20 protein-coding genes are annotated in these 26101 nt (G+C 56.0%); 5 read left to right on the top strand and 15 right to left on the bottom strand.

Translation table 11 applies throughout. From position 1 onward, the window contains the following. Window positions 1-183: 183 nt before the first annotated feature. The 10 genes from OEL83_03090 to OEL83_03045 all read right to left on the bottom strand — a co-directional run bounded on the left by OEL83_03090 (window position 184) and on the right by OEL83_03045 (window position 12343). The gene (locus OEL83_03090; protein ID MDK9706015.1) at window positions 184-1482 is read right to left on the bottom strand and encodes an MFS transporter; all 1299 of its coding nucleotides are present in this window, start codon (window positions 1480-1482) and stop codon (window positions 184-186) included. 270 nt (window positions 1483-1752) lie between these two features. Next, complete coding sequence (locus OEL83_03085) at window positions 1753-3675, bottom strand: potassium transporter Kup (protein MDK9706014.1); 1923 nt, start codon at window positions 3673-3675, stop codon at window positions 1753-1755. Between the two features lie 378 nt (window positions 3676-4053). Beyond that, window positions 4054-5184: a cache domain-containing protein gene (locus tag OEL83_03080; GenBank protein ID MDK9706013.1), complete on the bottom strand. Its 1131-nt coding sequence runs from the start codon at window positions 5182-5184 to the stop codon at window positions 4054-4056. 142 nt (window positions 5185-5326) lie between these two features. Beyond that, window positions 5327-5722, bottom strand: coding sequence for an H-NS histone family protein (locus OEL83_03075; GenBank protein MDK9706012.1), 396 nt, complete (start codon window positions 5720-5722; stop codon window positions 5327-5329). A gap of 494 nt (window positions 5723-6216) precedes the next feature. Further along, on the bottom strand, window positions 6217-7431 hold the full coding sequence (gene nrfD, locus OEL83_03070; protein ID MDK9706011.1) for a polysulfide reductase NrfD: 1215 nt from the start codon (window positions 7429-7431) through the stop codon (window positions 6217-6219). 18 nt (window positions 7432-7449) lie between these two features. Beyond that, window positions 7450-8430, bottom strand: a complete 981-nt coding sequence (locus tag OEL83_03065; GenBank protein ID MDK9706010.1) for a 4Fe-4S dicluster domain-containing protein — start codon at window positions 8428-8430, stop codon at window positions 7450-7452. Window positions 8431-8441: 11 nt separating this feature from the next. Then, the gene (locus OEL83_03060) at window positions 8442-9053 is read right to left on the bottom strand and encodes a hypothetical protein (protein ID MDK9706009.1); all 612 of its coding nucleotides are present in this window, start codon (window positions 9051-9053) and stop codon (window positions 8442-8444) included. Between the two features lie 74 nt (window positions 9054-9127). Beyond that, window positions 9128-9778, bottom strand: coding sequence for a hypothetical protein (locus tag OEL83_03055; protein ID MDK9706008.1), 651 nt, complete (start codon window positions 9776-9778; stop codon window positions 9128-9130). Next, on the bottom strand, window positions 9778-12096 hold the full coding sequence (locus tag OEL83_03050) for a molybdopterin-dependent oxidoreductase (protein ID MDK9706007.1): 2319 nt from the start codon (window positions 12094-12096) through the stop codon (window positions 9778-9780). The genes OEL83_03055 and OEL83_03050 overlap by 1 nt, the downstream gene beginning before the upstream one ends. A gap of 7 nt (window positions 12097-12103) precedes the next feature. Further along, window positions 12104-12343 carry a hypothetical protein gene (locus OEL83_03045; protein MDK9706006.1) on the bottom strand — a complete coding sequence of 80 codons (240 nt, stop codon included), beginning with the start codon at window positions 12341-12343 and terminating at the stop codon, window positions 12104-12106. Between the two features lie 18 nt (window positions 12344-12361). On the opposite strand from OEL83_03045, the gene OEL83_03040 reads away from it, so the two are divergent. Further along, window positions 12362-12619: a hypothetical protein gene (locus OEL83_03040; GenBank protein MDK9706005.1), complete on the top strand. Its 258-nt coding sequence runs from the start codon at window positions 12362-12364 to the stop codon at window positions 12617-12619. Window positions 12620-12624: 5 nt separating this feature from the next. Here OEL83_03040 and OEL83_03035 read toward each other — a convergent pair whose 3' ends face one another. Further along, window positions 12625-13422 (bottom strand): sulfite exporter TauE/SafE family protein, encoded by a 798-nt coding sequence (locus tag OEL83_03035; GenBank protein ID MDK9706004.1) that lies wholly within the window; start codon window positions 13420-13422, stop codon window positions 12625-12627. Between the two features lie 257 nt (window positions 13423-13679). Here OEL83_03035 and OEL83_03030 point away from each other — a divergent pair, with 257 nt between their 5' ends. The 4 genes from OEL83_03030 (at window position 13680) to OEL83_03015 (ending at window position 21978) form a co-directional block, all read left to right on the top strand. Beyond that, entirely contained in the window at window positions 13680-15488 is a 1809-nt protein-coding gene (locus OEL83_03030; protein MDK9706003.1) for an ABC transporter ATP-binding protein/permease, read from the top strand. Then, window positions 15485-17278, top strand: a complete 1794-nt coding sequence (locus OEL83_03025) for an ABC transporter ATP-binding protein/permease (GenBank protein MDK9706002.1) — start codon at window positions 15485-15487, stop codon at window positions 17276-17278. The genes OEL83_03030 and OEL83_03025 overlap by 4 nt, the downstream gene beginning before the upstream one ends. A gap of 148 nt (window positions 17279-17426) precedes the next feature. Then, the gene (locus OEL83_03020; GenBank protein MDK9706001.1) at window positions 17427-20885 is read left to right on the top strand and encodes a response regulator; all 3459 of its coding nucleotides are present in this window, start codon (window positions 17427-17429) and stop codon (window positions 20883-20885) included. Window position 20886: 1 nt separating this feature from the next. Next, window positions 20887-21978, top strand: a complete 1092-nt coding sequence (locus OEL83_03015; GenBank protein ID MDK9706000.1) for a two-component system response regulator — start codon at window positions 20887-20889, stop codon at window positions 21976-21978. Between the two features lie 25 nt (window positions 21979-22003). Here OEL83_03015 and OEL83_03010 read toward each other — a convergent pair whose 3' ends face one another. The 4 genes from OEL83_03010 to OEL83_02995 are packed head-to-tail and all read right to left on the bottom strand — an operon-like array spanning window position 22004 to window position 26050. Continuing rightward, complete coding sequence (locus OEL83_03010; GenBank protein ID MDK9705999.1) at window positions 22004-22717, bottom strand: ABC transporter ATP-binding protein; 714 nt, start codon at window positions 22715-22717, stop codon at window positions 22004-22006. Further along, on the bottom strand, window positions 22714-23508 hold the full coding sequence (locus OEL83_03005) for an ABC transporter ATP-binding protein (protein MDK9705998.1): 795 nt from the start codon (window positions 23506-23508) through the stop codon (window positions 22714-22716). Before OEL83_03005 ends, OEL83_03010 begins: the two co-directional genes overlap by 4 nt. A 16-nt stretch (window positions 23509-23524) precedes the next feature. Continuing rightward, window positions 23525-24865: a hypothetical protein gene (locus tag OEL83_03000; protein ID MDK9705997.1), complete on the bottom strand. Its 1341-nt coding sequence runs from the start codon at window positions 24863-24865 to the stop codon at window positions 23525-23527. A 9-nt stretch (window positions 24866-24874) separates the two neighbouring features. Next, window positions 24875-26050 carry a branched-chain amino acid ABC transporter permease gene (locus OEL83_02995; protein ID MDK9705996.1) on the bottom strand — a complete coding sequence of 392 codons (1176 nt, stop codon included), beginning with the start codon at window positions 26048-26050 and terminating at the stop codon, window positions 24875-24877. Between the last annotated feature and the right edge of the window lie 51 nt (window positions 26051-26101).

Genomic DNA, 26101 nt, shown 5'->3' with positions numbered 1-26101 from the left:
ATCCTATCAATACTGAGGGAAGAATTCAAATTCGGAGAGATGGTTCGGCAACTGTTACCACCGCGCAAGTGGCTAAATACACCGAAATACCAAGACGATAGAATTATCTTTCGGGTCGGTGAAAGAGAACAACTTCGGTTGCCGGCAGGGCAATGCGCATGCCCAACGGAGGGATCCCCCGTATCATACCTGCTGACGGCAACCTGTTTCCCGGGAAAACAAGAGCAAGACAAGTGAGATAGCGATCCAGGCAAGCATCAACGAAAAACCCGTTTTATAGGCAGCGGCGCTATAGATACGCGCCCCCTCGGTCATCCCGCCGGTCCAGTTGCGGTCGAGTATCCAGCCGATAGCCGGCTGCAGGATCATCGGTCCGGTCATGACCCCCATATTGATAACACCGGAAATGGTCCCGGCCAGTTCCGCCGGCACCGACTCCTTGGCAAAGGCAAAGCTGATAATCATGCTTCCCGTAAAAAAACCAGTAAGCAGCAATACCATGGTCAATGCGGTCAAGGACATATCCTGAATCAGCACCACAAGCAACCAGCCCGCCACGGCGATGGCGCAGCTGCAGGTATAGATGGTCTTGCGGTTTTTCAGCCGGTCGGACAGCCAGCCAAAAAACGGCCCGCCAATCGCCCAGGCAACCATCAGTGCCGAGGTGAGCAGCGCGGCCTGGGCGGAGGGAATACCGTACACCGTGGTAAGATAGGGGACACCCCATAATCCTGAAAAAGCCAGGACGCAGCCCACCATGCCGCCGGGAATGACGCAGAGCAGCCAGGTGTTGCGATAGGCGAAAACCCGGCGAATTCCGGCAATGACCGGCCCGGTCAGTTTCTTGCCGGAGGAGGCCGGAGCACCCGGAAAATCACAAAACCCCTTCTGACTTGGGAAATCACGGACGAACACCCAGGTGGATACGGCAATTGCCAGGGTGGCCACCGCCGAGAACATAATCACCTGCCGCCAGCCAAAGGCATCCACCAAGAGCCGCAGTGGCGTGCCAGCAAAGACGGCACCAACTACCCCGAAAAAAAGCGCCAGCCCGGATACCAATGCGAATCGCTGTGGAGCAAACCATTGCGTCGCCAATTTGAGAAGGCCGACAAATGCCACGGCAACCGAGCCACCTATCAACAGCCTCCCGGCCGCCGCCCAGCCGACGCTCGGAGAAATGGCAAATACCACCGCACCGGCAGCTGCCAGCAAGGCCCCAAGAGTCAGCAGCAGGCGTGGCCCAAGACGATCGGCTAGAATCCCGGTGGGAATCTGCATAGCCACATAGCTGTAGAAATAAAAGGCGGAGAGATTCCCAAGAACAGTGGCACCGATCTGAAAATCAACCATCAGCTCACCGGTGATTACCGCCGGGGCAACCCGGTGGAAGAACCCCATCGTATAAAAAATTGCGCCAAAGCCCCAGACAAACAGTCCGGCGGCCATGGATGGATTTTTTCTGCTATTTGACTCTATCACCTTGCAATCTCTAGAATATAAAAAATATATCGGGATGTTAGCTAACACTGTCAGCTGCCGGCAGAGGCCAGGCTACATCTTGGAAGACGGCGGTGCCGCCACCAAGTCAGCGGTCAGTCAGTAAGGCTTCCCTGAAGACCCTGAAAAGCAGTATACCATACCAATTTTTCATATTATGCACAGTGGATTTGCAGCCAGGTGACAGTGGAACCCGTTTATTTACCGCAAGGGCATACGATTCCTTTGAACAGATGTTTCTGCTCAACTCACTTAGAGTTCTACATGCGTACCGAACTCAACCACCCGGTCAGGAGGAAGATCAAAGAAGGAAGTGGCGTTCCAGGCGTTGCGCGACATAAAGATAAACAGTTTCTTCCGCCACGTCGCCATAGGGGCGGTTCCCGAGGCGCTCATGGTTTCCCGGCCAAGGTAGAAGGAGGTTGCATACGGATCGATCGGCAGCCCCTTGCTGCCAATCAGTTCGAGAATTGCCGGGATATTCGGCGTTTCCATAAAGCCGTATTTCGCCTTGACCCGGAAGAATCCCTGACCAAGGTTTTCCACACAAACCCGATCCTCCGCAGTTACCCTGGGCGTCTCAAGAGACAGGACCGAAAGCAGCACGACCCTCTCATGCAGAGCATCGTTATGTTTGAGATAGTGAAGCAAGGTATTGGGTATACCGTCCGGAGCAATGGACATAAAGACGGCGGTGACTGCCAGACGCTGCGGCTTAAAATCGCCGATATCTTTAAGAAAGACCTCCTCCGGGATCCTCATCAGACTGTAGTGTTTCGCCAAAATGGCCCGGCCGTCCCGCCAGGTGATCATGGCCACGAGGATAGCTACGGCTATGCAGATCGTCACCCAGCCGCCATCAACAATCTTCAGCAAGTTCGCACCAAGAAATGAGAAGTCGAAGGCCAAAAACAGCACCAGCAGGGAGGCACTCTTCCACAACGGCCATTGCCATCGCAATCTGGTAACCTCGAAATACATAAACGAAGTGATGGCCATGGTGGCGGTTACGGCAATTCCGTAGGCGGCGGCCAGACGGCTGGATTGACCAAAGGCCAGAACCAGTGACAAACAGGCAATCATCAATAACCAATTGACGGTCGGCATATAGATCTGTCCCCTGGCCTGCTCAGAGGTATGAATGATATGCATACGCGGGATAAAGCCCAGCTGAATAGCCTGTTGGGTTAGCGAATAGACTCCCGATATCATCGCCTGGGAGGCGATGATGGTGGCAATAGTGGCCAGGGCGACCAGCGGGTAAAGCAGCGCTCTCGGAGCCAGGGCATAAAATGGATTGCCGTTTATCACCGCCGGGTCATGCAACAAGAGGGCGCCCTGGCCATAATAGTTCAGCACGAGACCGGGCAAAACCACCCCATACCAGGTCAAGCGAATCGGTGAACGGCCGAAATGTCCCATATCGGCATACAAGGCCTCGCCGCCGGTAATGCACAGGACCACTGAGCCGAGGACAACGATGCCATGGACATGATTTACAAGAAAGAATTGAACCGCGCACCAGGGATTGAGAGCCGCGAGGATACCTGGATGTTCGAGGATCGAGCGCATCCCGAGCACCCCCAATACCACAAACCAGACGACCATGATCGGCCCAAAAAGCTTGCCGATGACGGCGGTTCCATGCCGCTGGATGAAAAAGAGGAGAATCAATACCAAACAGGTGAGAGGAACAACGTAGCCGGCGGCGGCATCGGTTGCCATGTTCAGGCCCTCAATCGCCGACAGAACGGAGATGGCTGGGGTAATGACCCCATCACCATAAAGTAGCGCCGCGCCAAAGGCGGCCAGGAAGGTAAGAAGCCTCCACCATTTCGTGTCTTTTTTCAGCCTCACCTGCACCATGGCAAGAAGAGAAAAGATACCGCCTTCACCTCTGTTATCGGCAAGCATAATAAAGCTTACATACTTCAGGCCGACGACGAGCATCAAGGACCAGAAGATCATCGACAAGATTCCGAGGACATTCTCATGGGTGGGCGGCACGCCGTGAATCCCCGAAAAACATTCCTTCACCGTATAGAGGGGACTGGTGCCTATGTCGCCATAAATTATCCCCAAGGCAGCCATGGCAAGAAGTGGCAGCTTTCCTTGGGAAGAATGCCGAGCCGTGGAGTCCAGGTCTTTGGCAATCGCCATTGCCGGAAAATTCATAAGTTCACTCGCTTATATTTCATTAGACTCGCTAAATGAAATGACAATAAAATCATCAAGACAGAGTCGCTTTTGCCTAAAATGACTTTATCGACCCTTCGCCATCTTTGCGTCCAAGTGAGGTATTCTGCCTTTTTTGATATCAAAATGGTGTCAAGACACCTGAAGGAAAGGTCAATTTTTTATCAAGATAAACAAGAAAGGCTTATAGGTGCTGCATTCATACGGAGGGAATAAATGCCTTCTCAATCAAAAAAGAACATTGGGCTTTAGAACGATGTGGAAGGAACCCCGTCTTGCCGAAAACGGCTGGGGTATTTTTCGATGCAGGATTGTCAGGTGGCTGTCTGAATTGAAGAGGAGTTTGCTCGCAAGACGTCAGGTACCATCTCCCTTTTCCACGTGATCACAATATTCGGGGAAATGTTTCTTCAGGCATTTTGGACAGATGGAATGGCTGAACTGCGCCTCGGTGTACTTTGCAACATACGATTCGACCTGGTTCCAATAGCCTTTATCATCTCGGATTTCTTTACAATAGGAACAGATGGGAACGATGCCGCGCAGAGTTTCTATCCTCTTTTGATAGGCATTAACGGAAATTTTGACGAGTACAACAACAATGCAGGTGACAACAATACAGAGGACAAGGTTAAAGAGGAGGGTTGTGAAAATCCGTCGGAGTGTTTCCTGTTCTGATTGCTCGACAACCAGATACCAGCCGAACTCCTTGATATACCGGATATTGGTGTGAATTACATGCCCATCCCGTGTCGAGATAAACGAGCTGTCAGGCAGAGGTGTTAAGGACTTTTGCAGCTGATTGGCAACCTGTAACTGGTCCGCTTGCAGTACCCCATTCTCCAGCTTTGACCCTGCCACCTTAACTACGCCGTTCTGATCGAGAAAATAAATGGTACGCCGGTATTTTTTCTGATACTCCTCAATGATTCTTTTCACGGCATTGACCGCCAAGCCAACGCCGGTGACACCGATAAACCGGCCATTATAATCAAACACCCGGTAATTGATAAAGATCGTCATCGCATCCTTATTGGCCAAATCGGGATCAACATTGATCTCGTAGTCATCGCTCATCTCCTTGACCCGAAAGTACCACCTGTCTCTCTCCTCCTCCGGTGCTACAGTTTTGAGAATCCCATCACCACGGTAATATTTCCCTGTTTTCTCTGACACCAAAAAACTGGTGAATGTGGAGTATTTCCTTTGAATTTCCTGGAGATACTGGGCTATCTGCTGCACCTCAACCTCGCCTCCAAGCAGCCAGTTTCGCAAAAAGGTATCAGTGGCCATAAAGGACGAAATAAAAATCGGCCGCAGCAGATCCCGCTGAATCTCCGAATAAATATTGTCACTGGTGAGGGGTAGCTCGTTCTCGGCGATCTCTAGCCGCAACGAGGCCCGGGAGACGAAATAACTGGCGAAACTGGTGAAAAGAAATCCAACAACAAGGAGGACACTGATAATCGGCAGGAGTTTTTTATTCACACCGTTTTCCATGACAACCAACAGATTATCTTGTCATTTATTGAAATTAGCAATGCATCGGAGTTAAAGGTTTTGTTATTAGCCCTGAGGAATTTCAAGGGGCGAAGTATCTCTCCATCCCCTTGACTTTTGGCAACAAAGACTATTCGATCAAGAAGGTATCAAGCGACTCGCCCGCTTCCACGCGTGCCTTGAAAATGTTAGGCATCCGCCCTTGACCTGTCCAGGTAATACGCTCACCGATTTCATTGTAAACTTCATATTTCGGCTTGCGGGGGGCCCGTTTTCCAGGTTTTTCAGCTGGGGTCTCGGATAATTCGCCTGGATTAATTCCATCAGCCGCCAACATTTCCCGATATTTCCGAATTTTCTCCAGCCGATCTAGATTTTCTTGCTTCTCAGCCATCTCCTCGGAAAGTCGTTCCTCAATAATCGTTTGCAATTTTTCTTTAATCTCTTCCAGTTGCTGAATACTTAATTCTTTGACGGTACTTTTCAGGCGGCGGGCGTGGGAGACAATTCTTAGAAATTCGCTCATGTTGTATTCCTCATTATATAATTACTTGAATCTAAAACGTTGCAATTAATTTCTCCGCTATTATTAGTCCAATACTTCGCCATGTCCAGTTTTTTTTTCTGCATCTAAAATCTTCAATGCAATTTTCAGTCGATTTAGCTGATCACAAACACTTGACAGTTTAATACATCTATATGATTTTTATATAGATGTTTATACAATCCAAAGGTTATTGTTAGTTAACATATTTCTCTTTCAAGCCACATCAAATACTTTCAGAGGCCTTACAAAATTCACTCTCTGGTAGAGGTGACATACATTGAAAAGTGCAAATTGGCAGAGTGAGCCGTTGTCGTATCGCTGGAAATTTTAAAACGGCTAGTTTAGGTCGTAGGCGATTTCGAGATAACGCAGGCAACAATTCAGCATGGTAACAGAGTCGAATCAATACCACGAAAGAGTCAGGCACACAACAAACCCGCGCCATTGTTATAGTTGCCTCTGCGGGAAAAAGACTATCCCTCGTAGCGTTCCTCAATAATAAGTGCCGCCCGGATCAACCATGAAACCACGGTGATTCCTAGGGCAAGAATGCCAAGGGTCACCGACAGCTCGACCCAGGTGGGGAGATAATCTACCACTTCACCAAGTGGTGAGGGGATAAGCCCTGGGACAATGAGTCCAATGCCCTTTTCCATCCAGATGGCGACAAAGAGACAGACGCAGGCAGGGAGCAGAACCTTCGGGTTGTTTTTGCCGGGATTAAAGGCGAGTACCAGGGTGGCGAGTACATTGACACAGACCGAGGTCCAGATCCACGGCACCAGCGAGGTGTGGCCGTCCATACCGAAAAACAGGTAGACGGCGGCGCTCGAATGATGGGTTGGGAAATAGAATTCCTTGAAGATCTCGGAAAACAGCATGAGCAGGTTGATGATTGCCGAAATGACGATTATCAGCCGCAGTTTATTGAAGACACTACGGTCGATCTTGTAGGAGGTGAAGCTGTGAATTACCGCCAGGATCAGGGCGATCAAGGCAGGTCCCGCGGCAAAGGCGGAGGCGAGAAAGCGCGGTCCCATCAGTGGGTTGTTCCAAAACGGCCGGGCCGGCAGCCCCTGGTACAAGAAGGCGGTGACCATGTGGATCGAGAAGGCCCAGAAGATCGACAGAAAGACAAAGGGCCGGTACAGCTTTTCGTTGGCCTTGCGCCCCATATAGTGGCTGTAGAGGATATAAGCGGGCACCAGGCCGTTCAAAAGCAGATAACCGTTCAAAACCAATACGTCCCAGGCGAGGATTGACGAAGGAAAGTTAAAAAGCCCGATACCGGGAATAAGGTGCCAGGCCTGCAACGGTCCGCCGAGATCAACAACGATAAAGGACAGGCACATGACCAGGGCCCCCACCGCCACCCCCTCGCCGATGATCACTACCCGGTGGAAATTGGGGTCATGGAAGACATAGGCGGGAAGGATGAGCATGACCGCGGCCGCCGCCACGCCAACGAGAAAGGTGAAGTTTGAGATATAAAAGCCCCAGCTGACGATATCGTTCATGCCGGTCACCGATAGGCCGAAGCGCGCCTGGAAGGAATAGGCGTAGATGCCCAGACCGATGCAGCCGAGGGTAAGCAGACGGAACAGCTGAAAGCCGATGCCGCCCCGCAGGTTCCAGCGAAAGACATCAACGATAAAGGTCTTCAGGTTTTTATTCGGATGTGTGCTCATAACCGTCCTTTTTTGCAATCAATCGATGAAATACCAGAATTTCGGCTCGGTACCGAGTTCTTCCTTCATCCGGAAGACCTTCTTGTGCTTGAGTACGTAGCGGATCTCACTGTCCGGGTCGAGGAGGTTGCCGAAGACCCGCGAACCGGTCGGGCAGGCCTCGACACAGGCCGGCAACCGGCCCTTGCGCGTCCGCTGGATACAGAAGGTGCACTTCTCCATCTTGCCGACCGGCCGCAGACGGTTGCCGAGATAGTGCTGCTTGGTGGTGATCTCGTCCCGGGGGATCTCGGGCTTGCCCCAGTTGAAGCGCCTGCCGAAATACGGACAGGCTGCCTGGCAGTAGCGGCAGCCGATGCACCAGTCGTAGTCGACGACGACGATGCCGTCCGGTTCCTTCCAGGTGGCCTTGGTCGGGCAGGCCTTGGTGCACGGGGCGTTTTCGCAGTGGAAGCACTGGGTGCCCATGTAGAACTTGTTGTCGACCGGCACCTCGTGGAAGAACTTGCCGTCACCGGTACTCGGATCGAGCTGGCCAGGTTCCATTTCAAAGATGCGGATATATTGGGTGTGGGTCTTCCTGTCGAGGTTGTTTTCCTTGATGCAGGCGGTGACGCACTCCATAAAGCCCTCGCAGCGGGTGATGTTGAAGGCATAGCCGTAGAGCACCTTTGGCAGCGGCGGCTCACTGCCGATCTGCAGATCGAGGTCGTCGTTCAAAGCCGCCAGCCGCTCCAACCGGTCGACGGTCGCGTCCTTTTCTTCCTGGGTCATCAACCGGTAATTCTTTTTGAAGAACTCTTGCCAGCGCAGGCGCATCTCACCGTTTGCCGCGGCGTCGGCACCGGGCACGCAGCCGGTCATCAGCGCCGCACCGGCCGCCGCGGCGCCGATGGAGAGGTTCTTGAGAAATGCCCGGCGGCTGCTGTCGCCCGACAGGGATTCGGCGGGACAGCTGGGATCCTTGTCGTTTTCGTGGTCGTTATCAGGTGTACGCATGGGATCCCCCGTCAATTCGTCGGCACCGAATAGGTGGCCGGAAAACGCTTGGCAAAGCGCGGTGCATGTGGGTTATGGCAGGTCGTGCAGTTGAACACCACCCGGTCCCCTGCCCAGTATTCCACCCGTTTACCATGGGCACCGCCAAGCCAGTCGCGCTTCTGGCGGAAATGGCATTGGCCGCAGAGCTGGTAGCTGTGGTCATAGTCGATCTTGTTACCCTTTTTATCTTCGAGAAAATCGCGGTCTTCCGGGTGGTGGCAGTCAACACAGGCAAGGCCGCTGCCCTCCTGGCCGTGGCGGACGACAACGTCGCCATGGGTAAGGTTGGTGGCGTTTTGTGCCAGGACCGTCTTGCCGTCGTGGCAGCTGCTGCAGACAAAACGGCCGATTTCCTGCTTACGCGCCAAAACCCGGAAAGGCCCGCTCTGCCCCTCTTCCTTGGCAAGCACCGTCGGCTGGACAACCTGCTGCACCTGCTGGACACCACGTCCGTCATACTTATCGGTCGCCGCCTTTACCGTGTCGAGAAATGTGGTGTCGCTGGCCGACCCCTGGCCGGCTATAGCCAGCATCAGGGCCACGAGCAGCACCGCAATTGTATTGTAACTCATTGTTTTCATAGTAACCCGCCTGTAGCCTCATCTCTGCGAGGCGCTGCAAACCAACAGCCCGACAAGTCCCGGGCTCCCCTGCCCTACTTCCTGGTAAACTCCCGGAAGGGCTCCTGCTGGCTGGCCGGCACGTGACACTGCCGGCAGTTGCCCCGCGACACATGCTCGACACGGATCTCCGTCACCGCCCCAGGTCCGGTGTGGCAGGCGATGCAGTTTTCGCGCAGCTGCAGAGTGTGCGGCACCGGCGGTGGTGAGCCGCCAAGGAACGTTCGGCCGAGTCGCGGTGTCTCGATCGACTGCCAGGTGCTCGCCACAAAGGGTTCATCCGTCACCTTCTGGGTATGGCACTGGTAGCACAGGGTGTTTTCCGGGTGCGGGGTCACCGGCGCGAACTTGCCGAACTCGGCGCTGTAGCCGCCCTTGCCATGGCAGGCCAGGCAGTCGCTGGCGGTGCCGCCGACGGTCAAGTCGGTCTTATGCGGGATGCGCGGCGGCGAGCCGGGATACTGGCGCAACTCGTAGAAGCCGACAAGATTGCGCCCTCCCGAATCGGCATTGGTATAGGGTTCGGGCACCGTGTTATAGGCGTTGAAGAGTTTGTCGCCCTGGTGGTCAAAATCGCCGCCCTCGTTACCCGCGGCAAAGGCCCCATTCCCGGCGAAACAGAGAGATGCCAGGCACCAGAGGGCGGCGGCACACATTCGCCGCTTTCGCTGAACATGTCTTTTCATCACGCTTTCTCCAGTCTGACCGCACATTTCTTATAGTCCGGCTGCTTGGAAATCGGGCAGAAGGCATCGAGGGTAACCTCGTTGATAAGATAGCTCTCGTCAAAGAACGGCACGAAGACCATGCCTCGCGGTGGCACGCCACGGCCATTGATTTGCGCGGGCATGACAATGCTCCCTCTGCGGGAAATGATCTTCACCTTCTCACCGTTCACCACCCCCAGTTCGGCGGCGTCCTCCGGATTGAGCTCAACATAGGACGAGGGCACGGCGTTGTGGAGCACCGGAACGCGGCGGGTCATGCTGCCGGTATGCCAGTGTTCGATGACCCGGCCGGTGTTCAGCCAGAAAGGATACTCGCCGTCCGGTGACTCGGCGGCCGGCTCGTAGGGACGGGCCCAGATCCAGGCACAGTCGTCCTTGTTGCCATAAAAATGGAAGTCCTTGCCGTTGCTGCAGGCCGGATCGTACTTGGGGTTGAAGCGCCAGCGGGTTTCCTTGCCATTGACAAAGGGCCACTGCACTCCGGAACGCTCGCGCAGCACCTTGTACGGTGCCATCTCGTGCTTCGGCCCGGCGTGGAAGCGGCGGTATTCCTCCCAAATCTTGCCGATATACTCGTCCTGTCCCCACGGAAACTGCTTTTCAAAGCCAAGCCGCCTCGCCACCTCGATCAGCTGCCAGGTATCGGACATCGCCTCTCCCGGCGGATCGACGATCTGGGCGAAATGCTGGGTGCGCCGTTCGGAATTGCCAAACATCCCCTCCTTCTCGACCCACATCGCCGCCGGCAGAATGACGTCGGCGACGTCGGTGGTCGGCGTCGGATAGACGTCCGAAACGACGACAAAGCGGTCCTCCTTCAGGGCGCCGTTGCGGTAGCGCTTGAGGTTGGGCATGGTGACCATTGGATTGGTCACCTGGATCCAGATGAATTTGATATCACCGCGGTCAAGGGCCCGGAACATCTCCACCGTGTGATAGGTTGGTTTTGGGTCGATGTTCCCCACCGGCACATTCCAGATCTCGGCGGCCATTTGCCGGTCGTGTTCGTTCATTACCGTGCCGTGCGGCAGGGCATGGGTTAAGGTGCCGACCTCGCGTACCGTGCCGCAGGCGCTCGGCTGGCCGGTCAGCGAGAACGGTCCGTTGCCCGGTGTGGAGATCTTGCCGACGAGGAGGTGAATATTGTAAACAAGGTTATTGATCCAGGTGCCGCGGGTGTGCTGGTTCATACCCATGCACCAGAAGGAGGTCACCTTCAGGGACGGGTCGCCATACAGGGAGGCAAGGTACTTGATGTCCTTGGCCGAGACCCCGGAGATCTTCTCGACCTTTTCCGGGGTATAATCGGCAAGGAATTTCTTAAACTGCTCAAAATCGATATTCTCCATCTGATCGGTGAAGGCAAAATGGTCCTCGGTGCCGTAGCCGATATTGGTCTTGCCCTTGTGGAAGGAGACGTGATCGGCAAGGAAACTGCTATTCACCCAGCCGTTGGCGATAATTTCATGACAGATGGCATTGGCCACGGCCAGATCGGTCTGCGGTTTAAAGAGGATCGACTTGTCGGCCGCCAGGCTGGTACGGGTGCGACGGGTAGCGAAGTCGATGATTCGCACACCCTTGCGGCGCTTGCGGTTGGCGATCATTCGCGAGAAGAGCACCGGATGCATCTCCGCCATGTTGTTGCCCCAGGTGACAAAGACATCGGCGTTGTCGATATCCTCATAGCAGCCCATCGGTTCGTCGATACCGAAGGAGGTCATGAAGCCGGTGACGGCACTCGACATGCACAGCCGGGCGTTGGCCTCGACGTTGTTGGTGCCGAGACAGCCCTTGAAGAGTTTCGAGGCGACGTAACCATCAGGGATGGTCCACTGCCCGGAACCGTAGACCGCCACCGAATCCTTGCCGTATTTGTCGCGGGTTTCCTTCAGTTTCTGGGCCACCAAGTCGAGGGCCTCGGCGATTGGCACCTCGACCATCTCGCCGTTTTTCCTGATCTTTGCCTTAGTGATCCGGTCGGCGCCATACAGAGCCTGGACGGAATGGTAGCCCTTCATACAGCACAGACCCTTGTTGACGCTGCAGTTCGGGTCACCCTTCACCGCCACCGCCCGGCCGTCGACGACGCCAACCAGCACGCCGCAGCCGGTGCCACAAAACCGGCAAGGCGCCTTCTTCCACGAGACAACGCCGGAATTGCCGGTAATCTTTGGCCAATCGGCAAAGCTGACTCCGGGGAAAAGCGCCCCCGCCGCCGCCATGGCACTGCTTGCCGCTGCACTGAGAACAAATTGTCGTCTGTCGAGTTTCATGATCACCTCATTTTCCCTGTTTTTCATCGTAGCCAAAGGCCAGGCTGAGAGACTGCAGGTGCTGCAGCCTCTTCAGAGCTTCCTGGAGAGCTTCTTCGGTGGTTTCGTCCGGTGTGTCGGTAACAAGAACTACTACGTCGCGGTTCGCGGCGGGAATAACATGACAATGGGCAAGAGACGCGAGTTCGGCACGAAGGGATTCCTTGGCCCCACCCACGGGGATGGCGAGATAACTGAAGATCGGCATGGCACCTCGTGTGGTTGAATGGCGAAAGAACTGCGAACCTGTCACATGTCCTCGATCCTGACACACTGCCCCGGTGAATTCCTTGACCTAGGTCAAAGAGAGACACCTGATGAACTCTTTTGCTCGTTTTCAATGAAAATCTTATTTATTTTCCTGAAAATGTTCCAGAGAATAATTGATAAAAGGCAAAAACTTTCAGCCGGCAAGGAAAGATATTTGGCGATGCAAACTGCGGAAGAAACGGGGAAACCGCGACAATCACCGCTTTCCCGGTGAGGATCCTAGAGAACGCTGACCAGCATCTTGGTGGCGACAACAAAGAGGAGAAGGGCAAATATCTTCTTCAGCTTGTCGACAGGCAGGCTGTGGGCGAGCTTCACCCCGAGCGGCGCGGTAAGGACGCTTGCCGCGGCAATGCCGACCAGGGCGGGGAGAGAAACGTAGCCAATGGAATAGGCAGGCAGTCCGGGGGCGTTCCAGCCGCCGACGATATAGCCGACGGTGCCGGCGACGGCGATCGGCAGGCCAATTGCCGCCGAGGTGCCGATGGCGTTATGGACCTTAATATTGCACCAGAGCATGAAGGGCACGGACAGGGTGCCGCCGCCGATACCGACAAAACTCGACACGGCGCCGATGATATTGCCAACGGCAAACATCCCGGCCATACCCGGCAGGTCACGGCCGCCCTTGGGTTTCTTGCCGAGAAGGATCTGGATGGCGACGAAATAGAGAAAGATAACGAAGAAGACCTTCAGAAAGTTGGAAGAAAGCGACGATGCGTAGAAGGAACCGAGGAAGGTGCCAACAAGGATGCCGACGACGATCTTCCGCACCACGTCCCAACGTACCGCGCCGCGGCGGTGGTGGGCCATAAAGCTCGACACCGAGGTGAACATGATGCTCGCCATGGAGGTTGCCAGGGCCAGATGCATGATAAGTTCCTTGGGGAAGGCATTCAGTTCAAAGACATAAACGAGCATCGGCACGATCACCAGACCGCCGCCGATTCCCAAGAGACCGGCAAGGATCCCGGCAACCCCGCCAACCAGGCAATAGAGTACAAGTGTCGTAAGCATCTTTTTTCCTTTCGAGCATATTGTTCAGGTGCCACCCCGGCGGTGGCGAAGCCGGTTACTCTACCCTCGACCCCGAAAATTTGCAAGACCCGGCCTGGGCCGCCGAAGCACCGGACGCCATCGACTTGCCGGGAAGCCTGCCGATTTCCCAGTGACTTTCCGGCAAACGGTTCTTATTATCTCCCATGGTCAAAAAACCGTAGATGGCGTACTACCTTTCTCTCAACCTTTTCGCATTTGAGCATCGGGGCGAACGTTTGAACAGCACTACCTCCAGGCCGGATCGCCGCGACAGCAGTAAACGGATGGCCTTTCCCCAAATTCGCGACCTTCTTTTCCCCTCTTTCCGCCGTCATGGTCTGCGCGTTGCCGGCGGTCTGGCGGCGCTTATCCTCGTTGACTTTCTCCAGCTGATCATTCCCCGGTTCATCAAACAGGGAGTCGACGACTTAGAAAAAATGGCCATCACCCCGGCAGGACTGCTGCGCCTGGCCGGAATCATTCTATTGATCGCCGTCGTCGTCGTCGTGCTGCGTTTTGCCTGGCGCTACCTCATTATCGGCTCTTCGCGCCTCCTTGAACAAACGGTGCGCAACCGGATCTTCAGCCACATCCTCAAGATGGATGCGCCATTTTTTGAAAAACACACCACTGGCGACCTCATGGCCCACTCGAGCAACGACCTGTCCGCCGTGCAGATGGCCTGCGGCATGGGCCTCGTCGCCGCCGTCGATGCCTTTATGATGTCGCTGGCCGCCATTGGGTTCATGGTTGCCATTCACCCCCTGCTCACCCTGCTCGCCCTGCTGCCCATGCCCTTTCTGGCGGTTGCCACCCGCATCCTTTCCAGTAAGCTGCATCGCCGTTTTGCCACGGTGCAGGAGCAGTTCTCGGCACTCACCGAATTTTCCCGGTCAAACCTCGTCTCCATCGGCCTGATCAAGGCCTATACCATGGAGGACTTTCAGACCGGCAGGTTTGACCGCCTTGGAAAGCAATACGTGCGCAGCAACCTGCGGGTCGCCACCATCCAGGGTCTGATCACCCCCCTGGCGACCCTGGTGGGCAGCGCCGGTATGCTGATGGTCCTCTACTTCGGCGGCAGCCTGGTCATCGAGGCGAAGATCACCCTCGGCGATTTCGTCGCCTTCATCACCTATCTCTACATGCTTATCTGGCCGATGATGGCCATCGGCTGGGTGGCCAATCTGGTGCAGCGCGGGCTGACCTCGCTTGACCGCATCCACGGCCTGGTCACCAGCCAGGCCCTGCTGCCCGACCCAATCCCGGAAAGTGAGCTGAAACCCTTGCCGCAGCCGGGCTTTCGCCTCAGCAATCTGACCTTCACCTATCCTTCGTCGGTGGCGCCGGCCCTCTTAGGAATCTCCCTCGACCTTGGCCCCGGCATTCACGGGGTCACCGGCCGTACCGGCTCGGGGAAATCGACCCTGTGCCGGCTGCTCACCCGGCTGTATCCGGTAGCCGACGGCATGCTCAGCCTGGGTGGCCTGGAGGTGAATCACCTGCCCCTGGCCTTTGTCCGCGCCCATATCGGCTATGTCAGCCAGGAACCCATCCTGTTCTCCGATACCATTGCCGCAAACATTGCCCTCGGCAGGCCGGAGGCGACCCGTGACGAGGTGGTTCGGGCAGCCGGCAATGCGGCGATTCACGACGATATCATGGCCCTGAAAGACGGCTACGACACCCTGATCGGCGAACGCGGGGTGAAGCTGTCCGGCGGCCAGCGCCAGCGTCTGGCCCTGGCCAGGGCCCTGCTCTGCGACCGGCCGCTGCTGATCATCGACGACGGCCTGTCAGCGGTCGATGTGGCCACCGAACATGCGGTTTTTTCCGGCTTGCGCCGACATTTCCAGGGAAAAACCGTGGTTATTGTCTCCAACCGCATAAAACTCCTGTCGATGACCGACCATATCATCATCCTCGCCGACGGCCGGGTGGAAAGTGAGGGCGACCACGACCACCTCCTCGCCGGCAACTCCCTGTATCAGGCGATGTTTGAAAAGCAGATGCACCAGGAAGCAGCTGGGGAGGTCACCCCATGATGGATTACGGCTACAGTGAAGAAGGCCGCCAGGCCTCCCTCGGCGATCTGACCCTGTGGCGGCGCATCCTGCAGTTCTCCGCACCCTACCGGATCGGCCTGATTGCCGCCGTGGTCATCTCCTTTCTCATCACCTGGGCAACGCTCGCCCTGCCCTGGCTGGTGCAGACCGCCATCGACCAGTCCATTACCGCCACCACTCTGCCGACAGCTGAGCGGCTGGCTGGTCTTGCGAGAAATGCCTGGCTGTACGGCATACTCATCATCGCCGTATTCCTGGCGACCTTCTGCCAGATCCGCATCCTTGAATGGGTGGGGCAGTGGGTCATGCACGGGGTCAGGCAGACCCTCTTCAACCACCTGCTGCACCTCGATCTGCCGTTCTTCAACACCCGGCGCACCGGCCAGCTGGTGACTCGGCTGACCAACGATATCCAGAACATGAATGAGATGTTCACCTCGGTTATCGTCTCGCTCTTCAACGACCTGCTGCGCCTCATCGGCATCCTCGTCCTGCTGTTCTGGATGAACCCGCGGCTGGCAATGGTGATGGCCATTTTCGTCCCCATCGCCCTGCTGATCACCATACTTTTTGCCAGGCTCGCCCGGGAGTGTTTCCGGGGCATCCGCAGCCAACTGGCCAAATTGAACAGTTTCCTCTCGGAGACCCTGTCCGGCATCGCCATCATCCAGCTCTTTGGCCGACAGAAAACCTCGCGGCGGACCTTTGAAGACCTGAGCGCCGGATATCTGCGGGAAACCCTCAGTCAGATCAGACTCTTCGGCACCTTCATGCCGCTCACTGAGTTTCTCAGTTCGGCGGCGGTGGCCCTGATCCTTTGGTACGGCGGCGGCGAGGTGCTGCAAAAGCGCTTGACTCTCGGCGAACTGGTCGCCTTTATCTCCTATATGCGGCTGTTTTTCCAGCCCCTCCGCGAGCTTTCCCAGAAATATTCGATTGTCCAGTCGGCCATGGCCTCGGCCGAACGGATCTTCCAGCTCCTCGATACGGCAAGCGGCATCCCGCAAGCCAAGGTCCCGGCGCGCATCGAAAATCTGCGGGGCAACCTGGAGTTTCGTCATCTCCAGTTCGGTTATGAACCGGACAATCCGGTGCTGCTCGACATCTCCTTCAGCCTGCGGCCCGGACAGACGGTCGCCCTGGTCGGCACCACCGGCTCCGGCAAGACCACCCTGGTCAACCTCCTCCTCCGCTTCTATGACCCGCAAGAGGGGCAGATCCTCATCGATGGCCGGGATATTGCCAGCCTGGGCCTCAAGGACCTGCGCACCCTGATCGGGGTCATCCTCCAGGATGTCTTCATCCTCCAGGACAGCCTGCTTGCCAATATTGTCATGGATACCGGCTGCGACCGGGCGCAGGTGGAAGAGGTGCTGACCCGCACCGGCATGGACCGCTTCGTCAACAAACTGCCGCAGGGCCTGGACACCCTCATCGGCGAGGGTGGCACCGAGCTGTCCACCGGCGAGAAACAGCTGCTGTCCTTTGCCCGGGTACTGTGCCGCAACCCGGCCATCCTCGTCCTCGACGAGGCGACGGCGGCGATTGACACCGAATCGGAAAACATCCTCGAGCAGGCCATCGCCGACAGTTTTACCGGCCGCACCTCCCTGGTCATCGCCCACCGCCTTTCGACAATCCGCCGTGCCGATCATATCATTGTCATGGCCCACGGCCGGATCGTCGAACAGGGCAGCCATGAAGAACTCCTGTCCCACAACGGCCACTATGCCATGTTGGTGGCCATGGACCTGCAAAACGGCAGCTGATCCCTCGCCGGACCATTTCTCGTTTGCATTCCATCCGCTTTTTCCGATAGGATTAGCGGAGGACGCCTCGTGGCCGCGATAACTGACCGGCACTCCTCCCACCTCCCCCTGGCCTGTGCTGTATCCACGTACTCACGGAGGTTTGGCTATGCATGGCTTATCCTTTCCGCAGTTGGCGAAACTCCATCCCTTTCACTTCGCCGTCGATTCCCGCCTGATAGTCGTACAGGAAGGCGAAAGCCTCCACACCGTCGTGGGCTCGGCGATCGGCACTCCCCTTGCTCAGCTCTTCACCTTTCTGATGCCGGTGGTCGCTCCTGACTGGGACTCCATTCACCTCCATGCCGACAACACCTTTCTTCTCCAGGCCATCGATCACCCTATCCAGTTGCGGGGAAAATTTTTCCCGGGCCATGACCGTCAGCTGCTTTTTTTCTTCGGTGAACCTGCTGGGCCCGCAACCATTGACGATGAGGTGGACGATACGGTGCAGATGCGCCTGCAGCTCCTCTCCAAGGTCTTCATGAGCGTCTCCGACCCCATTCTCATTGAAGACCTCGAAGGCAATGTCCTGGAAATGAACGATGAAGCGGTACGCGCCTACGGCTGGCAACGACAGGAGCTGATTGGTAAGTCGCTGAAGACCATTCTGCCGCCCAAGCAGCATGCACGCTCCGACACCTTGCTGCAACGCTGCCAGGCAGGTCTTGAAATTAACAATATCGAAGGGGAAAGATGGACGAAAGATGGCCGGATCATCCCCGTCCTCCTCACCATGACCCTGCTCCGTGACCAGGGCGGACGACCGACCGGTATCGTCACCATCGCCAAAGACATCAGTGCCCGTAAGCAAAAAGAGCAGGAGTTGGAAAAACAGCGGCGGCTTCTCGAAGACCAGGTCGCCCTGCGCACTTCGCAACTGCAGGCGGCGGTGGAATCGGTGGAAAAGGCCAACAGCGAACTGCAGCAGGTTCAGGAAAGGTTGTCCATCGCCCTCGACTCCGCCCAGATCGGCATCTGGGAATTCAACGCCAAGACCAAGGTGGAGACCTGGGATGATCGGATGTATGAACTGTTCGGCGTCGACAAAACGACCGCCGCCAACCCCCACCAGGAGTTTGCCAAGGGCGTCCTGCCCGAGGACCTCATCAAGCTGCAGGAAGAGATTCGCCTGACCATGCGTGGTGAGATAGATTACGACACGGTCTATCGGGTCCGCTGGCCCGACGGCACCCTGCGCTATATCAAAGGTTCGGGACTAGTTATCCGTGACAGCGACGGCGCACCGATCAAGGTCATCGGTGCCAACTACGACATCACCGAACTGAAAAACTACGAAACCAACCTGCACATCGCCAAGGAGGCGGCTGAGGCCGCGAACATTGCCAAAAGCGACTTTCTTGCCCGGATGAGCCACGAGATCCGCACACCGATGAACGCGGTCATCGGCATGACCCATCTCGCCCTGCAGACCGACCTCACCGCCAAACAGCGCGATTACCTGCAAAAGGCCCACGGCGCGGCTATTTCCCTGCTCGATATCATCAATGATATCCTGGATTTTTCCAAGATCGAGGCAGGCAGGATGGAACTTGAGGCCACTGATTTTTCAATCGACGAGGTCCTCGAACAGCTCTCCAACATCTTCGCCATGAAGGCAGCAGAGAAAAATCTTGAGCTGCTTTTTCATGTCCACCCCGAGGTCCCCGCCTTTGTCTGCGGCGACCCCCTGCGCCTTCGCCAGATCCTCATAAACCTCACCGGCAACGCCCTGAAGTTTTCCAGTCAGGGCGAGATCGTCGTCGCTATCAAACTCCTTGAATCGAGCGAAACTGCAGTTCGTCTGCACTTTTCGGTGACCGATACCGGCATCGGCATGACCGAGGAGCAACTGCAAAAACTCTTCACCTCCTTTTCCCAGGCTGACGGATCAACCACCAGACGGTATGGCGGCACCGGCCTCGGGCTGGTGATCTGCAAGCGCCTCGTCCACTTGATGCAGGGCGACATCAAGGTTACCTCAAGTCCAGGCCAAGGAAGCACCTTCTGTTTTACCGCGGTTTTCACCCCCTCGCCCAAATCAAGCCAGCAGGAATTTGCCATCCCCGATTGGTTTAGCGATCTGCGGGCGCTGATCGTCGATGATAGCGCCGTGTCCAGGCGCATCCTCGGTTATGCCCTCGAATCCTTCAGGATACCGTTTACCGCGGTTAATTCCGGGGAAGAGGCGCTTGCGGCTATAGATGCCGCCGCGGACGCCCGATACCGCCTCATCCTGATGGACATGGAGATGGCCGGGATGGACGGTATCACTGCCTCTAAAAGGATTTTTGCGAAATACCAGGGCGAGACCGCACCGAAGATTATCATGGTCACCGCCTACGGCCAGGAAAGGCTTGCCAAAGCCGCCAGCGCCGCCGGTATCCACGGCTTTTTGGTGAAACCGATTTCAAAGGCGGCGCTCTTTGATGCGATTCTCGAATGCTTCGGCTTCGCCCCTGAGCGACAAGCATGTGCTCGCCCGGGGGATGCTGCCTTTCAGCAAACCAGGTTCATTGGCGGCAGCCGCGTTCTCCTGGTGGAAGACAACCCCATCAATCAACAGCTGGCCGCCGAACTCCTTCTGCAAGCAAACCTCCAGGTAACCCTTGCCGAAAACGGCGTCCAGGGAGTCGCCGCTGCGACATCCGAACGTTTTGAGCTGATCCTCATGGATATCCAGATGCCGGAGATGGACGGCTATACCGCCTCCGGGATGATCCGAGCAGCCGGCAATACCCTTACCCCGATCATTGCCATGACCGCCAACGCCATGGCCGGTGACCGGGAGAAAAGCCTTGCCGCCGGAATGAACGACCACCTGACCAAGCCGATCGACCCGGCTGAGCTGTATGCGATCATCGCCAAGTGGATCGCCCCCGTGGACCAGACACAGCAAGGCAGTCGGCGCAGCACTTCGCCTCCGGATGCCATCCCTTTAGAGCCGCGACTGGCGACCATTCCCGGCATCGACACCTCGGCCGGCTTGCAAAGAGTCAACAGCAGCCCGCAACTCTACAGGCAGCTGCTGGAAAAATTTATCGAAGACCACCGCTCCGACGCGGAAAAAATCGCTGAATACCTGCAGACCGGCGACACTGCCACCGCCCTGCGCACCGTCCATACCCTGAAGGGAATTGCCGGGACACTTGGCGCCTTAGCTCTCCAGGAACAGGCTGCCGCCCTCGAACAGGCCTTGCTGCAGGACGACCGGGAACACTACCCGCTGCTCCTCAGCACATTGACAAGGCAACTCCAGGAAACCTCGGAGCATATCGACAGCGCCCTGGCAGCAACCGCCATTGCGCCGGCCCAAACCATGGATCTACAAGGGGGGACTGAACACCAGCTGCGTGCAATTCTGCAACGCCTCGAAACACCTATCAAGAAACGAAAGCCGAAACCGGCTATGGAAATCCTCGCAGAATTGCAGGATTTTCACTGGCAGGAAGAGTACCAGAAGGAACTTGCCCTCCTTGAAAAGCTGGTAAAGAAATACCAGTTCAAGGAGGCAGGAGCAATCCTTGAACGGTTATTTCTTTCATTAAATGCTGAAAGCGGAGGATGATATGGCCGAATATTCACAATGTTCCATATTGATTGTCGACGATACCGAAGAAAATGTCGACATCCTCGTCTCGGCCCTTGGCGATCTCTACGACATCACCGTTGCCATTGATGGAGAAACCGCCCTGGAAATCCTCGAAGACTTTACCCCGGACCTCATTCTCCTCGATATCATGATGCCCGGCATCGACGGCTACGAGGTCTGCGAGCGACTCAAACGGCAGACCCGCACCCTGAAGATCCCCATTATCTTCCTCACCGCTCTCAATGAGCCGGAAAGCGAGGAAAAAGGCCTTCGCCTCGGGGCGGTCGATTACATCACCAAGCCGTTCAATCCATTTTTGGTCAAGGCGCGGGTGAAGAATCATCTCGAATTGAAGATGCACCGCGATAACCTTGAGCAACTTGTACAGCAGCGCACAGCCGAACTTGAACTGACCCAGGAGGTGACCATTGAGAGCATGGGCACCCTGGCGGAGTACCGGGACCCGGAGACCGGCGGCCATATTCAGCGAACCAAACATTATATCAAGGCCCTGGCCAGGCAGCTGAAAAAGAGCGGCAAATACGCCTTCTTCCTCAATGACCAAACCATTGAAGCCCTGCATAAGTCAGCGCCTTTGCATGATATCGGCAAGGTCGGCGTGCCCGACCATATTCTTCTTAAACCCGGGAAACTGACAGAAAGCGAATTCGAGGAGATGAAAAAGCATACGATTTATGGCCGTGACGCCATCTCCAAGGCCGAAAAAAAACTCGGCGACGGGTCGTTTCTCCGTTATGCATTGGAGATTGCCGAGAGTCACCAGGAAAAATGGGATGGCAGCGGCTACCCAAACGGCTGGGCGGGAGAGAATATACCCTTCTCCGGGAGGTTGATGGCGGTCGCCGATGTCTACGACGCCCTGATCAGCAAGCGAATATATAAGGCGCCGTTCAGCCATTCAAAGGCGGTGGCGATAATACTTGAGGGCCGGGGCAGTCACTTCGATCCGGACATCGTCGATGCCTTTGCCGAAGTGGCCGAGGAATTCCGGCAAATCGCTTTGGAACACGCCGATTTCCCCGAAGAGCGGGAGGCGCTGTTGGAATAAGGCCCCCCCTGGGGCTGCGGCAGTCTCAGGACATGCCCAGGTAAGCCTTCTGCACCGCCTTATTATTGCGGAGATTCTCGGCCGAATCGGTAACAGTAATTTCGCCGGTCTGCAGGACGTAACCGCGATGGGCGATGGACAGGGCCATCAGGGCGTTCTGTTCGACCAGGAGAATGGTGGTACCCTGGTCATTGAGTTTTTTGATGATATCGAAAATCAGCTCAACGAGGATCGGCGCAAGGCCCATCGACGGTTCGTCAAGCATGAGAAGGCGCGGGCTGAGCATCAGGCCGCGGGCGATGGCCAGCATCTGCTGCTCGCCGCCGGACAGGGTTCCGCCGAACTGATCAATGCGTTCCTTGAGGCGGGGGAAGAGAGCAAAGCCATTGTCCATCCGCTCTTCGACGAGCCGTGAGTCCTTGACCGTGAAGGCTCCCATCTCCAGATTTTCCTTGACCGTCAGTGTCGGGAAGATGCCCCGTCCTTCCGGGACATGGACCATGCCCTCCTGGACAATCTCGTGCGGTTCCATCTTCGAGATATCCTTGCCGTCAAAGAGGATCCGGCCATTTTTCGGATGCATCATCCCCGAGATTGTCCGCAGCGTTGTGCTCTTCCCTGCCCCATTGGAGCCGATCAGGGTGACAATCTCCCCTTGATTGACCTTCACGGACACCCCTTTAATTGCATGGATATGCCCGTAATAGCTATGAATATTCTCAATCTCCAAGAGACTCATTGCATCTTCTCCTCATGCTGTCCGGCAACGGCGCCGCGACCAAGGTAGGCCTCGATCACCCGGGTATTGTTGCGTATCTCCGTGGGCGTGCCCTGGGCGATTTTCACACCGTAATCCATGACGCAGATGTCCTCGGATATATTCATTACCACTCGCATATCGTGCTCGATGAGGAGGATGGTAATGCCCTTTTTGTCTCGGATATCGCGGAACAGCTGGACGATGTCCTCGGTTTCCTGCGGGTTCATGCCGGCGGCCGGTTCGTCAAGGAGCAATAGTTGTGGTTCGGCGGCGAGGGCCCGGGCGATTTCCAGCCGGCGCTGGGCACCGTAGGGAAGGTTCTTTGCCAGTTCGTTCTCGACGCCGTACAGGCCGACATACTGCATCAACCGCAAGGCCTCGCGCTCCGCCTCCTCTTCTTCCTTGGTAAAGGCCGGTAGCCTGAACAGCGTCGCGATGGCCGATTGTTTGAAATGAATGTGCATCCCGACCATGATATTCTCGATAACGGTCATGTCCGGAAACAGGCGGATGTTCTGAAAGGTCCGGGCAATTCCCCGGGCGGCTATCTGGTCCGGCCGTAGTCCGACCAGCGATTTGCCGTTAAAGGTTATCGATCCGCCATCCGGCTTGTATATCCCGGTGAGGGTATTGAAAAAGGTGGTCTTGCCGGCGCCGTTCGGGCCAATGATCGATACTATCCGACCTTTTTCGAGGGAAAAGGTGACCTCACTGATCGCCTTTAATCCACCAAAGGTTTTGGTAATATTTGTGATTTCCAGTAATGCCATGATTGCTGTTCTCCCCCTATTTGGTCTCGTCCAGGGTCACTTGTCGTTTGCGTCGTTTGGCGGGAATCAAACCGGCAGGCCTGAAGATCATCATCAAAATGAGAATGAGACCAAAGAGCAGTTTCTGATATTTTGCCGGATCAAGCTGGGTCGACAGATCCTTCCAGGCAAAATTAATAATGGGAATGACCGCATTGCTCTGCCGGAGGTCGTTGAGATACAGGGAGAAGCCCTGGAGTACCTGGAGGTTGAGGATGGTCACCGTTGCCGCCCCGAGGATGACCCCGGGGATACTGCCGGAACCGCCGAGAATAACCATCGACAGCACCCCGATCGACTGCATGAACGAGAACGATTCCGGGCTGATGAAGGTCCGGCTGGCGGCGAGCAGCACGCCCATGACCCCGGCAAAGGAGGCGCCGACGGCAAAGGCGGTCAGTTTCATCCGCACCAGGGGAATGCCCTGGGCGATGGCGGCGGTTTCATCCTCACGTACCGCCGTCCAGGCCCTGCCGAGCTTTGAATCGTCAAGCCGCCTGGTAACTGTGACGATGACAAGAATCACTATCAGGGCGAAGATGTAAAACATCAGATTATACAGATTGGCAGGCGTCACCGGATGCCCGACCAGTGGACCGAAAAGGGTGTTGAACCAGTCGACCGCGAAGTCCGGCATGGTTGGACGCTGGATCGGGGTAATGCCCTGCGGGCCATTGGTGAAGTTGAGGGGCTTGTCAAGGTTATTGGCAAGAACCCGGATAACCTCACCGAAACCAAGGGTGACGATGGCCAGGTAATCGCCGCGCAGCCGTAAAACCGGGAGACCGAGGAGGATACCGGTAAGGGCGGCGATGATGATGCCGACCAGCAGAAACATATAGAAGGCGTCACCGGGCAGGAGAAAGGGCAGGTCGGACGGCTGGGTGCCGGGGGCGTAATGCAACACGTAAAATTGCTGCGAACCAAAAAAGGCCCACAGATAGGCGCCGACCGCGTAAAAGGCGACATAGCCGAGATCGAGCAGGCCGGCAAAGCCGACAACGATATTCAGCCCAAGGGCGAGTGCCGCAAAGACGCTGATCTGAAAGATGACCTCAAGATAAAAGATATTCCTGACACCGACCACTGGAATGATGCCAAGGGCCAGGACCGCCCCGACAAATATCTTGAAACGACCGTCAGCCTTGAGAAAATACAACGACAAAAACGAGGTGAGAAGCACCAGGAAGGCCAGATTCGATCGCTGCTGGGTATAGACCAGGAAGGTCCCGGTACCAACATGGGCGAGAATAAGGAGGTATGCCAAAGGCCCCTGGTTTATTTTATCGAACACTGCCTTGAAATACGACGAAACCATGCGAATCTCCTATGCTTTCTGGCCGACATTTTGCCCCATCAGGCCTTGCGGCCTAAAGATCAGGACAAGGATGAGGATACTGAAGGCAAAGATATCTTTGTATTCAGAGCCCGCCGCCCCCATGGTGAATATCCCCATGTAGGAACCGGCAAAGGTCTCCAGCATGCCGAGGATAATGCCCCCGAGGAGCGCGCCGGTCATATTGCCGATACCACCGAGAACGGCAGCGGTAAAGGCCTTCAATCCGGGGAAGAAGCCGATAAAGGGATCAATCCTGGTGAATTTCAGGGCGTACAGCACACCGGCCGCGCCGCCTAGAAGCCCACCGACAAGAAAGGTCAAAGAGATGATCCGGTTGACATGGATCCCCATGAGGCTGGCGGTTGACATATCCTGGGCGACAGCGCGAATGGCCTTGCCGACCCGCGTGGCATTGACCAGGTAATTCAGGCCGACGAGCATAAGGACCGCGGCAACAATGACGATAATCGATTTGATGGAGATCCCCAGGGTAAGCTTCGAGGCGCCCAGGACCATTTTGCCGAAGATTATCCTTTCATCGAAGTTGCCGAAGGTCGGCATGATCCGGTTGAACTGGCCGGAGGTCAAGCCCTCTACCAGGCGAATGACATCCTGCAGCAAAAAGGAGACGCCGATCGCCGAGATCAGGGGAACAAGCCTGGATGCCCCACGCAGTGGGCGATAGGCTATACGTTCAACAGCCACCGCCAGGCCGCCGGCGGCGAGCATTCCCAGAATAATTGCCAAAATCAGATAGGCGTAGGCCATAAACAGTGAGGCCCCGGTCAAGGCCCCGGCCGACTGCAGGAAGATGAGAAACTCCACTCCGATAAAGGCGCCGACCGCAAAAATTTCACTGTGGGCGAAGTTGATAAACTGCAGAACCCCGTACACCATGGTATAGCCGAGAGCAATGGCGGCGTAGACAAAACCGATAGTCAACCCGTCGATTACCACCTGGGGAAGATTGATGAGGGTGTAGGTGAACACGGTCACGTTCAGCTTGTCCATCAGATGGGCGCCGACGGCGGTCCGGTCGAGGACCAGGGCGAGTGCCACAACAATTGTGGACATAACTGCAGCGCTGCCGACGGAAAATGCCAGCAACTGGCCAATTGGCCGTATTAATTCATATACATTTATTTGTCTCAGGAATCGTTTCATAATCACTCCCCAGAGTTGATAAAGAACCGGCCCTTTAAACAGCAAAGGGCC

This window comes from Desulforhopalus sp., assembly GCA_030247675.1.
Taxonomy (GTDB): domain Bacteria; phylum Desulfobacterota; class Desulfobulbia; order Desulfobulbales; family Desulfocapsaceae; genus Desulforhopalus_A.
Note: the sequence above shows the minus strand (reverse complement) of the source record. Positions and strands in the feature narration are given on the sequence as shown.